Origin of the sequence: Consotaella aegiceratis (genome assembly GCF_036541425.1) — a bacterium.
Classification (GTDB): domain Bacteria; phylum Pseudomonadota; class Alphaproteobacteria; order Rhizobiales; family Rhizobiaceae; genus Consotaella; species Consotaella aegiceratis.
In genome coordinates this window covers 90,942-102,733 of record NZ_JAZHFT010000010.1, presented here as the reverse complement: position 1 = coordinate 102,733, position 11,792 = coordinate 90,942, and the positions used below count along the sequence as shown (strand labels likewise).

Here is an 11,792-nt window from a genome sequence, read left to right as displayed (position 1 = left end):
TGGCGCCCAAACGACAGATGGCATTGGGATGCGCCCCCCAATGACAGCCGATCTCCCCCCTCATGGGAGAGATGCCCGGCAGGGCAGAGGGTGGGAGCGCTGTCATCTCCACGGCGTGAATCATCACTACCCCGCCCATCCCTCAAAGGTCCTTGCAGAGGCGCAGCGCGTCGTAGATGGCGGCGTGGATGTTCCGCCCCGCCACGGCGTCGCCGATCCGGTAGAGCTGATATCCCTCGCCGCTCGCCGGCTGCGGCCGGCCGGTGACGATCGCGGCCTGATCGGTGAAGCCCTTGTTGGCGGCCTTGTCCTTGAGCGCGAAATGCAGGTCGTCCAACGGCAGGGTGCCGTAGTCCACCACAACGGAGTCCACCACCCGTTCCTCCTCGGCGTCGGTCATGGTGTTCCGCAGCGCGGCGATCAGCCGGTTGCCCTCCGGATAAATCTCGATCAGTTCCATGTTCGGCGTCATGACGACCCCGAGCGTGTAAAGCTCGCGCAGGTGCACCGGCTGGTTCGTGGTGCCGACCTCCTGGGCGATCTGCAGGTCATGGGTGACCATCTCGACCAGACAGCCGCGCTTGGCGAGCACCTCGGCGGTCGAGGCGGCGTTGTGCTGGCCCATCTCGTCGTAGAGCAGCACGGAGCCCGCCGGCTCCGCCGCTCCGGTCAGAACGTCCCAGGTGGTCACCGCGTGCTCGGCGCCGTTGGCGCGGCCTTTGCTCGGAATGCCGCCAGTGGCGACGATCACGATATCGGGCGATAGCGCCGCGATCGCCGCCGCGTCGGCCTCCGTGTTCAGCCGGATGTCGACCCCCAGCTTTTCCACCTGCGCGACGAGCCAGCGCGGAATGCCGGACAGTGCCTCGCGCCAGGTCGCCTTGGCGGCGATGTTGATCTGCCCGCCCAGGCGACCGCTCTTTTCGAACAGCGTGACGGTATGACCGCGCGAGGCCAGGACGCGCGCCGCCTCCAGCCCGCCGGCACCGCCGCCGACCACCACGGCCTTCTTGGGCGCCTCGGCCTTGGCCAGCACATGCGGCATCGTCGCCTCGCGGCCGGTCGCGGCGTTCTGAATGCACAGCGCGTCGGCGCCCGTATAGATACGGTCGATGCAATAGCCGGCACCCACGCACTGGCGGATGTCGTCGGCACGCCCCTCGGCCAGCTTGTTGACCAGATGCGGGTCCGCGATGTGAGCCCGCGTCATCGCCACCATGTCGATATGGCCCTCGGCGACCGCGCGTGCGGCCGTCGCCAGATCGGTGATCCTCTGGGCGTGGAAGATCGGAACGTCCACCTCGCGCTTGATCGCCGAAGGCAGCGGCAGGAAGGGCGCCACCGGAAACGACATGTTGGGCAGCGAGATCGCGTGCGCCATGTCGTCGCGCGCCTGTCCGCCGATGACGTTCAGGAAATCGACAAGCCCGCGCGAGGCGTATTCGGAGGCGATCGCAATGCAGTCGTCCCGGGTGAGCCCGCCCTTCAGCATCTCGTCGCCCGACATGCGCATGCCGATGACGTAGTCGTCGCCGGCCGCCTCGCGCATGGCGGTCAGCACCTCGATGCCGAAGCGCATGCGGTTTTCGAGACTGCCGCCGTATTTGTCGGTGCGGTGATTGACCGACGGCGACCAGAACTGGTCGACGAGGTGGCCATGCGCGGCGGAAATCTCGCAGCCGTCGAGACCTCCCGCCTTGCAGCGCTTTGCCGCCGCAGCAAAGTCAGCGACGATGCGCGCAATCTCCTCTTCCTCCAGTTCCTTCGGGATCGAGCGCGACGCCGGCTCGCGATAGGGCGAAGCGGATTTCACCGGAAACCAGTGCTCGGTGTCCCACTTGGTGCGCCGGCCCATATGGGTGAGCTGGATCATCAGCTTGGCGCCGTGCCGGTGGATGCGGTCGGAAAACTCCTGAAAGAACGGGACGACGCTGTCGTCGGCGACCGAGATCTGGTTCCAGGGCGCCGCCGGGCTGTCGAGCGCCACCGAGGAGGAGCCGCCGAACATGGTCAGCCCAATGCCGCCCTTGGCCTTTTCCTCGTGATAGAGCTGATAGCGCTGCTGCGGCTTGCCGTCCTTGCCGTAGCCCGGCGCGTGCGAAGTCGACATCACCCGGTTGCGGATGGTGAGCCCCTTGATGGCCAACGGCTTCAGCAGGGCTTCGGCATGGGCGATCATGAGGGGACGACCTCCTTTGCGAGCTTTAACGAGATACGACCCCCGCCGAGAACCTTCAGTCTTCGCTTACCGTCTACGACAATCGCCTCTGGATCCTCGGGACGGAGCCCGAGAATGACGGCACGTGATGTCGCGATGCCGAGACTTTTATTCCAGCAACTCAGATGCAGGCGCTTCGTCATCCTCGGGCTCCGTCCCGAGGATCCAGGCAGACCTCCCCACCTTTGCATCCGTTCTCGAACTGTAGAATGAATGTCGGCACAAAGGGGTTGTCGTGGTCGGAGAAGCTTTCGAAGAGATCGTTCCAATCGGGGTTCAAGGCTTCGATCAGTCGGAGCTTCCAGGCGCGGCGATACCGTTTCAAAGACTTTTCGCGCTGGATGGCGCTTTCGATGTCATCATGCCGCTCGTGCCAGACCAGTGTCTTGCAGCCGTAGCGCGCTGTAAAGCCGCCGATCGAGCCATCACGATGTTCGAGGACACGGCGGTGAAGGTCGGACGTCACACCGACATAGAGCGTCCCGTTACACTGGGAGGCCATGATGTAGACCCAGCCGCCCATGGCTCAGGCCTTCGTTCTGTTGGTGCATTCGTCCAGCTGCGGACGCGCGATGCTGGATCCTCGGGACGGAGCCCGAGGATGACGAAGCTCAGTTGTTCGCGCCATCTGAATAAGGGTCGCTGCTCTCCCACGCTTTAAATTGTCATTCTCGGGCTCCGTCCCGAGGATCCAGAAAGCCGTAGGCGCGAGACCAACGTTCGGGAAAAACGGCACGAGGCGCGTAGCGAACAGGGTCGCGGCGCTCTTCACCGGTCCACCACCAGATCGCTCTTCGGCTTGGAACAGCACAAGAGCGCCATGCCGGCGTCGATCTCGCGCTGGCGGATGCCGCCGCCGTGCTTCATCTCGACAGAGCCGGAGGTCACCTTGGACTTGCAGGTTCCGCAAAGCCCCTTGGAGCAGTTGAACGGGATGCGCATGCCGGCGCGGCGCGCCGCCTCCAGCACCGTCATGTCTTCCGGGCATTCGACCACGCGCTTGGTCTTGGTGAACTCGACGCGATAGGTCTTCACGCCGGACTCGAGGTCCTCGGCGGCTTCGGTGATCGCCTCCTGCGCCTCTTCGGTGAAGTCGTCGAACGAGAAGCTTTCCTGATGATAGCGTCCCATCTCGAAACCGGCCTCGGTCAGGAAGCCGCGGATCGCCGCCATGAACGGTCTCGGCCCGCACACGAAGATCTCGCGCTCGCGCCAGTCCGGGCAAATCGTTTCGAGCATCGGCAGCGACAGCCGGCCGCGATGGCCGCTCCAGGGATGGCCTAGCGCATCCGCCTCCACGACGAAGCTCGGCCGGATCGAGCGGTTGCGCCGCGCCATGAAGTCCAGCTCGTCGCGAAAGATGATGTCGGCCGGCGTGCGGGCCGCATGAACGAAGGCGATGTCGGCGATCAGCGCCAGATCATAGGCGCTGCGCGTCATCGACATCAGCGGCGTGATGCCCGAACCACCGGACAGGAAGAGGTATTTCGGCGCCTGCATGCCGGCCCAGGTGAAGACGCCCATGGGCGTCGTCGCCTTCAGCATCATGCCCGGTTTGAACTGGTCGTGCAGCCAGTTCGACACCGGCCCGCCGACGACACGCTTGACCGTGATCGACACCGTGTCCGGCCGCGTCGGCGGCGAAGAGATGGTATAGCAGCGATGGATCGTCTCGCCGTCGATCTCGAACTCGAAGGTCAGGAACTGACCGGAGACGAATTCGAACTGGCGCTTGAAGCGCGGCGCGAAGACGAAGGTCTTCACGTCGTGCGTCTCCTCGCGCACCGCGCGGCAGATCAGGACGTCGTCCTCGTCCGGCTCCCAGCGGTAGTAGCCGGTCGGAACCGGATCGATTGCAGGCGTGCCGCCGGCTGCTTCCATGCCGCTCGACCCTTTCCGCTCAGGCGACCGCGCGGGTTTCGGCCAGATGCGACAGCATTCGCCCGACATACCAGTTGCAGAACTTCTCCACGAGCATCTCGGTATGCGGCGAATAAGGCCCCTGCACGTAACCGTCGCTCTTCACGCCCTGCTGGCAGAAGCCGACGAGATCGGAATCCTGTTGATTGGTCGCCATCCAGACACCGATGAGGTTTTCGAGGTCGTAGTCGACGCCCTCGACCGCATCCTTGTGAACCAGCCATTTGGTGCGCAGAAGCGAGCGCTCGGCATCGAGCGGCAGCACGGAGAACACCACGGCATGGTCGCCCATGAAATGGTGCCATGAGTTCGGCTGGGTCCAGAAGTGTAGCGCGCCGGCCTTGGCGTTGGTCAGATTGCCGAGCAGTTTCCGGCAGGCGCGCTTGGTGTCGAGCGTGTGGCTCTCGCCCGCGCCGGCCAGCGGCAGACGCTCGGTGCGGTAGCCGGTCACCATGTCGTCCAGCCGGTCGACCTCGCGCGACGGCAGGCCGGCCGCCTCCCAGTCATGGTGGTTGTCGGTCAGCATGCAGGCATATTGCGCCGCATGCTCGCGCTCCTCCTCGCTCAGCTCCTCCGGCGCGAAGCCGAAACCATAGGCGAAGAGCGGCACGGTCAGCTCGGGATGGTTGGCCCCGCAGTGATAGCACTCGCGGTTGTTCTCCATCGTCAGCTTCCAGTTGCCCGGCTCGATCAGGTCGTGCTGGTAGGCAACCTTCGTCTCCCGCAGGTTATGCGGCGCGATATAGGGCGACATGACGCGTGACAGCTCGTCGAAATCGGCCGGAGGCTCGTCGGCGAGACAGATGAAGAGCAAGCCTTCCAGGGAACGAATGTGGACGGGCCGCAGGCCATGGCAGGAGCGATCGAAATCCTCGCCCATGTGCTCGGCGAAGATCAGCTTGCCTGCCGTGTCGTAGACCCAGGAATGGTAGCGGCAGACGATGTTGCCGACCATGGTCTTTTCCTCGTGGATCAGACGGGCTCCGCGATGCCGACAGACGTTGTGGAATGCGCGCACCTCGCCGTCGTCGTCGCGCAGGACAAGAACCGAATTCTTGCCGATGTCGACGACCATCAGGTCGCCGGGCTCCGGCACGTCGGGCTCGACGCCGACGAACAGCCAGTGCCGGCCGAAGATCACCTCCATGTCGGCCGCGAAGATATCGGGATCGGTGTAAAACGGGGCTTCGAGCGTATAGCCCTTGCGGCGATGGGTCAGATGCGAGACGAGATCGATCATGCGACACCTCACAGAGGACCGGTGAGCGCCGGCCGCGCCATCACAACTATTGCGGCAGAAAATCCCGCGCCGCGTCAACCAGAAAAGCATGCACATAGGCGCCGAAAGAGCGCCAGCATTCGACGCGCCAAGCCGTGTCGGCAGTCCGCGCTAGAACGATTTCGGCCTTGCCCAGGATCGTGCGTGTCGCCATGCCGACCGGAAAGGCCGACAGATGGAGGTCGAGCGGACAGCCCGAATTGACGGCCGCCGCGGCATCGGCGCCTTCGAGCGTAAAGCCGACATTGCGGTGGGAAACGTCGACCAGCGAGAAGAAGGCCTCGTCCATGGCCGTGGCAACCGCCTCAATGACCGCGCCCAGATCGCTTTCGGGACAGACGAGCAGCCATTCGTCCGGGCCGAGCCGCACCGACATCCGATCGCCGTTCGCCCTCAGCGAATTGATCTGCCCGGCGACAGAGAATCCCGCCACCTCTTGGCGGTTGCCCAGCGCCTTCGCCTTGGCGCGAAACGACAGGCGGCCCGTGAGCGCCAGGGGTCTCACGGTGACCGGTTCGCAGGCCCCCGGCGCGACCTGTAGCGGCGCGGTGCGGGACAGTTCGGCGTCAAGCATCTGCGGCCTGCCTCTCGGGCGTGAAGAAGACGGGGTCGGTGACGGTGGCCTCGGCAAACCCCGTCGGCGTCGTCACGAACAGCGTTTCGCCCTTTCTCGCCCGGCCATTTGCCAGCAGCGCCATGGCGATCGACCGGCCGCAATTGGCCGAATGATAGCTGGAGGTGACGTGACCGAGCATCTTCATCGGAATCGGCTGGTCGGGCGTTTCGACGATCTGCGCGCCCTCATCGAGCACGTCGTCCGAGGTCTTGGTCAGGAGACCGACGAGCTGCTTGCGGCCCTCGGAGGCGAGATAAGGACGCGCCAGCGAGCGCTTGCCGACGAAATCCGGCTTCGTCTTCGAAACCAGGCCGCCCATGCCGAGATCGTCCGGCACGACGGTGCCGTCGGTCTCCTGGCCAACGACGACGTAGCCGACCTCGGCTCTGAGCACGTGCATCGCCTCGGTGCCGTAGGGCGTGATGCCGAAGGCTTGGCCGCGCTCCCAGATCGCTTTCCAGACCGCTTCGCCCTCGCCCGCCGGCACGTTCACCTCGAAGCCGAGTTCACCGGTGAAGGACACGCGAAACAGCCGGCACGGCACGCCGGCCACTCGGCCCTCGCGCACTGCCATATGCGGGAAAGCATGGGCGCCCATGTCGATATCCTCGACCAGCGGCTCCAGCACCTCCCGCGCCTTCGGCCCCTGCAGCGCGATCACCGCATATTGCTCGGTGATCGAGGTCAGGAACACGTCGAGATCGGGCCACTCGGTCTGGAGGTAATCCTCCATGTGGCGCAGCACGGCAGGCGCGCCGCCCGAGGTGGTGGTGACGTGGAAGCGGTCGTCGGCGAGCCGCGCCACCACGCCGTCGTCCATGACGAAACCGTCCTCGCGCAGCATCAGGCCGTAGCGGCAGCGGCCGGGCGCGAGCTTCAACCAGGCGTTGGTGTAGATGCGGTTCATGAACTCGGCCGCATCCGGGCCCACCACCTCGATCTTGCCGAGGGTCGTGGCATCGAAGATGCCGACGCCCGTGCGCACCGCCTTGCACTCGCGCGCCACGGCCGCCGCCATGTCCTCGCCCGGCTTCGGATAATAGCGCGCGCGCCGCCACAAACCGACCGGCTCGAACACCGCGCCCTGCGCCACGTGCCAGTCGTGCATCGGCGTGGTGCGGATCGGATCGAACAGGTTGGCGCCGCGCGCCGGACCGACCAGCGCGCCGAAGGTGACCGGTGTGTAGGGAGGTCGGAACGTCGTGGTGCCAACCGCCTCGATCGGGACGTCACGCAGGCCGGCCACGAAGCCGAGCGCGTTCATGTTCGACGTCTTGCCCTGGTCGTTCGCCATGCCGGTGGCGGTGTAACGCTTGACGTGCTCGATGGAGACGAAGCCCTCCTTCACCGCCAGCCGGATGTCCTTGGCCGTCACGTCGTTCTGAAAGTCGACGAAGGCCTTCACCTTGCCCGGGTTGGCATCGGTCGGCAGCACCCGCATGGGCTGGAATCCGGTGCGCGAGGGCGTGGCCTCGACCGTTATCTCTTCGCCGCCGGCCCTGGCGCCGCCGGCGATGACGGCGGCCAGATCATAGATGCCGCGGCAGGCGCCCGCCGACTGCTCGGCCTGAACCGAAGTCTTCGGCAAAAAGGCATCCAGATCCGGAGCGTAGGCCAGCTTGCCGCGCGACTGCGAGAACAGGTGCACGGCCGGCGTCCAGCCGCCCGACAAGCCGACGCAGTCGCAGGGCAGCGTCCGATGCGCGCCGATGCGCCCATTGCCCTCGATCGGAGCGACAACCAGCCCATCGACCCACTTTCTACCGGTGGCCGCGATCACCGTATGGCCGGCGAGCACGGTCACGCCTTGCCCTCGAAGCTCGGCCAGCTCCGGCCCGCAATCGACTTCCAGGCGGACATCGACCAGTGTCACGTCCAGGTCGGCGGCCTTGGCGTCCAGCGCGGCCGTATAGGCCGAGGCGTCTGAGGTGGCGAAGACGATCCGGCGCCCCGGCGCGACCGCCCAGCGATTAACATAGGCCTGGACCGCACTCGCCAGCATGACGCCGGGCTTGTCGTTGCCGTCGAAGACCAACGGCCGCTCGTGGCTGCCCGTCGCCAGCACCACGCGGCCGGCGCGCACCTGCCATAGCCGCTCGCGCGGCAGATCGCCGGGCGTATCGAGATGATCCGCGATACGCTCCGCCATGGCGATGTGGTTGTGATTGTAGTAGCCGAACACTGTGGTGCGCGGCAGGATCACGACGTTTTCGCGGGCGTCCAGCATCGCCACCGTCTCGTCGACCCATGTCTGAGCCGGCTTGCCGTCGATCGTCGAGGAGACATCGGAGAGAAGCGTCCCGCCGAGCGCGAACCCTTCGTCGGCGAGGATCACGCGCGTCGTACCGTTCTTCGACGCGGCCAGAGCGGCGGACAGCCCCGCCGGCCCCGCGCCGACGACCAGCACGTCGCAATGGGCGTGACGGTTGGCGTAGCGGTCGGAATCGGGCTCGGTCGGCGCCTCGCCGAGGCCCGCCGCTTTTCGGATGATCGGCTCGTACAGCTTGTCCCAGAAGCTCTTCGGCCACATGAAGGTCTTGTAGTAGAAGCCGGCCGACAGCAGCGACGAGAAGAAGCCGTTGATGGCGTTCACGTCGAACTCGAGCGACGGCCAGTGGTTCTGCGAGCGGGTGACCAGACCGTTGCGCGCTTCGACCATGGTCGCGCGGTTGTTGGGATCGGTCGCCCCGTCGCCCCGCCAGTCGACGGTCAGCAGCGCATTCGGCTCGTCGGAGCCATGACCCAAGAGGCCGCGCGGCCGATGGTATTTGAACGAGCGGCCGACGAGATGACGGCCCGAAGCGAGCAGCATCGACGCGACGGTATCGCCCTTGTATCCGTGGAGCGTCTCGCCGTTGAAGGTGACCGTCAGCGGCTTGGAACGGTCGATCCGGCCGCCGGAGGGCAACCGAAACGGCTGGTTGGCGGCACTCATTGGCTCGCTCCCTCGGGACGCGCCGCGCCCATCTCGTAGGTCTCGATGAATTTGTCGCTGATCGTGTCACGCAGCGCGTTGAACCAGCGACCGCAGCCATGACCGTGCAGCCAGCGCTCGGCGTGCAGCCCCTTCGGGTTGGTGCGATAGTAGAGGTGCTCGGCCCAGGCCGTTTCGTCCACATCGGCCGGGAGCTCGGGCCGCGCGATATGGGCTTCGCCGCCGCAGTGAAACTCGACCTCGGGGCGATTGCCGCAATAGGGACAGCGGATCAGCAGCATGGCGCTTCCTCCTAGTGCGAGACGGCGGCGGCCGCCGCTTCGTCGATGAGGTGCCCGGTGCGGAAGCGGTCGAGGCTGAACGGCGCGTTGATCGCGTGCGGCTCGCCGGTCGCCAGCGTGTGGGCGAAGACGTGGCCCGAGCCGGGCGTCGCCTTGAAGCCGCCGGTGCCCCAGCCGCAATTGATGAAGAGCCCCGGGATCGGCGTCTTGCCGATGATCGGCGAGCGGTCGGGGGTGACGTCGACGATGCCGCCCCAGGAACGCAGCATGCGCATGCGCGAGAAGCGCGGGAACAGCTCCAGGATGGCATCCAGCGTGTGGTTGGTGACGTGAATGCCGCCCTGCTGGCTGTAGGACACGTACTGGTCGGTGCCCGCTCCGATCACCAGTTCGCCCTTGTCGGACTGCGAGATGTAGGCGTGAACCGCGTTCGACATCACCACGCAGGGAAAGCACGGCTTGACCGATTCGGACACCAGCGCCTGCAGCGGCACGCTTTCGACCGGCAACCGCAGGCCGAAACGCCCCATGACGACGCCGGAGTGGCCGGCAACGACGACACCGACGCGCTTTGCGCCGATGAAACCCTTCGTGGTTTCAAGACCTTCGACGGCGCCGTTGGCGTCGCGCTTGAGGCCCGTCACCTCGCAGTTCTGAATGATGTCGACGCCGCGCCGGTCGGCGCCGCGCGCATAGCCCCAGGCCACCGCATCGTGGCGCGCCGTGCCGCCGCGTCGCTGCAGCGCGCCGCCCAGCACCGGATAGCGGGCGGACGGGTCGATCGACAGCGGCGGACAGTAGGCCTGGCATTCCTCTGCGCTCAGCCATTCGTTATCGATGCCGTTCAGGCGGTTGGCATAGACATGGCGCTTGAAGCTCATGACGTCGTGATGGTTATGCGCGAGCATCAGCACGCCGCGCTGTGAATACATCACGTTGTAGTTCAGCTCCTGGGAGAGCCCCTCCCAGAGCTTGACGGCATGGTCGTAGAGGGCGGCACTCTCGTCGAAGAGATAGTTGGAGCGGACGATGGTGGTGTTGCGTCCGGTGTTACCGCCGCCGATCCATCCCCTCTCCAGCACCGCGACATTGGTGATGCCGTGCTCCTGGGCGAGGTAGAACGCGGTCGCCAAGCCATGTCCGCCGCCGCCGATAATGACGACGTCATAGGCCTTCTTCGGCTCGGGGTCGCGCCATTGCCGTTCCCAGCCGGCATGGCCGTTGGCGGCCTCCTTGAGAAGGCGGGCGAAGGAAAAACGGCGCATGACAAACAGCCCTTCCCAGTCATGGCCGAGCATGCGTCAGTTTGCCGCCAGACCGCTTGCGCCATGGCGACGATTTCCAGGATATTTCCGACACGGGTGCCGATTTTTCAGCGGCGCAAACCGTTTCGGCATCCCTTCGGATTACGCCATTAGGTCAAGGCGTTACCGGCCAAGCTTCAAAGCCTGGCCAGCGCGTCGAACGTCGGCTTTGTCCTGAAGAGCCGGAGGCTCAGATCACGGTAGTCACTGCCGGGCGATCCTCCGGCATCGCCCGCGCGCGCCGCGGTGCCACGCCGAACAGCGAACGGAACTGCCGGGCGAAGTGGGCCGCGTCGCAGAACCCGGTCTCGACCGCGATGTCGGTCACGCTCTTGCCGGTGGTCATCAGCAGCCGCTTTGCGTGGCGCAGGCGGATCCGGCGGTAGGCCGCCGCCGGGCTCATGCCCAAGGCGTCGTGAAACAACCGTTCGAGTTGGCGGCTCGACAGCTTGAGCCGGAGCGCGATCGTGTCGACGGTCAGCGGCTCCGAGACATGCTGCTCCATGAGCAGCATCGCCCGCCGGACCCGGCCGTCGGCGATCGTGTCGAGGGTGGCGTGCGGCTGCGCGTCGCTGCCGCGCCGCGCCGACTGGAGCTGCAGGATGTGCAGGCTCTTCTGCGCCGCGGTGGCGTCGAGATGCCGGCGGATTAGATGCGCCGCGAGATCGGCGACGCCACCGCCGCCGGCACAGGTGATGCGGTCGCCGTCGTCGATGAACAGCCGGTCGGCATCGACCGCCTGCCCCGGAAACTCGGCCGCGAAGTCGTCGCGATGAAACCAGCTCACGCAGGAGCGCCGGCCGGCCATCAGCCCGGCGCGGGCCAGAATGAACGAGCCGGTGCACACCCCGACCAGCGGAACGCCGGCCGTAGCGCAATCCTTGAGATAGGCCAGACCGGCCTTATCCAGCTGCTCGCGGATCTGCAACAGCCCGCCCACCACGACCACGTAGTCGAAGCGGGACGGTTCGACAAAGCCGCTGGTGCGCGCGACAGTGACGCCGCTACTGGAGCGGATCGGCTGCTCGCTCGCCGCCATCACCTGCCAGGTGCACCGGATCGGCCGCGACCGGTCGCCCTCGTCCGCAGCCAGGCGCAGCGCGTCGATGAACAGCGACAGCGCCGACAACGTGAAGCTGTCGGCGAGCAGAAAGCCGACCCTCAGCGTCGCGATGGTCGCGGACGTTGACCGGGGGGCGGCTTCCTTTTCCATTGTGTCAGGTCCTTAAGCTCTCACCG

At 66.0% G+C, this 11,792-nt stretch carries 8 protein-coding genes and 1 pseudogene; all 9 read right to left on the bottom strand.

Going from position 1 to position 11,792, the window contains the following annotated elements:
• Positions 1–142: 142 nt before the first annotated feature.
• The 9 genes and pseudogenes from SMD10_RS09445 to SMD10_RS09405 all read right to left on the bottom strand — a co-directional run bounded on the left by SMD10_RS09445 (position 143) and on the right by SMD10_RS09405 (position 11,766).
• Positions 143–2,179: an NADH:flavin oxidoreductase gene (locus SMD10_RS09445; RefSeq protein ID WP_331685433.1), complete on the bottom strand. Its 2,037-nt coding sequence runs from the start codon at positions 2,177–2,179 to the stop codon at positions 143–145.
• Between the two features lie 292 nt (positions 2,180–2,471).
• Positions 2,472–2,741, bottom strand: a pseudogene (locus SMD10_RS09440) (GIY-YIG nuclease family protein); the annotation flags it as partial.
• Positions 2,742–2,986: 245 nt separating this feature from the next.
• A complete protein-coding gene (locus tag SMD10_RS09435) occupies positions 2,987–4,099 on the bottom strand; it encodes an FAD-binding oxidoreductase (RefSeq protein ID WP_331685431.1) in 1,113 nt (370 codons plus the stop codon).
• A gap of 19 nt (positions 4,100–4,118) precedes the next feature.
• Positions 4,119–5,378 carry an aromatic ring-hydroxylating oxygenase subunit alpha gene (locus SMD10_RS09430; RefSeq protein WP_331685430.1) on the bottom strand — a complete coding sequence of 420 codons (1,260 nt, stop codon included), beginning with the start codon at positions 5,376–5,378 and terminating at the stop codon, positions 4,119–4,121.
• Positions 5,379–5,424: 46 nt separating this feature from the next.
• The gene (locus SMD10_RS09425) at positions 5,425–5,991 is read right to left on the bottom strand and encodes a sarcosine oxidase subunit gamma (RefSeq protein ID WP_331685429.1); all 567 of its coding nucleotides are present in this window, start codon (positions 5,989–5,991) and stop codon (positions 5,425–5,427) included.
• Positions 5,984–8,968, bottom strand: a complete 2,985-nt coding sequence (locus SMD10_RS09420) for a sarcosine oxidase subunit alpha family protein (RefSeq protein WP_331685428.1) — start codon at positions 8,966–8,968, stop codon at positions 5,984–5,986. Before SMD10_RS09420 ends, SMD10_RS09425 begins: the two co-directional genes overlap by 8 nt.
• A complete protein-coding gene (locus SMD10_RS09415; protein ID WP_331685427.1) occupies positions 8,965–9,249 on the bottom strand; it encodes a sarcosine oxidase subunit delta in 285 nt (94 codons plus the stop codon). The genes SMD10_RS09420 and SMD10_RS09415 overlap by 4 nt, the downstream gene beginning before the upstream one ends.
• Positions 9,250–9,260: 11 nt before the next feature.
• Positions 9,261–10,514, bottom strand: a complete 1,254-nt coding sequence (locus tag SMD10_RS09410; protein ID WP_331685426.1) for a sarcosine oxidase subunit beta family protein — start codon at positions 10,512–10,514, stop codon at positions 9,261–9,263.
• Between the two features lie 229 nt (positions 10,515–10,743).
• A complete protein-coding gene (locus SMD10_RS09405) occupies positions 10,744–11,766 on the bottom strand; it encodes a GlxA family transcriptional regulator (RefSeq protein WP_331685425.1) in 1,023 nt (340 codons plus the stop codon).
• Between the last annotated feature and the right edge of the window lie 26 nt (positions 11,767–11,792).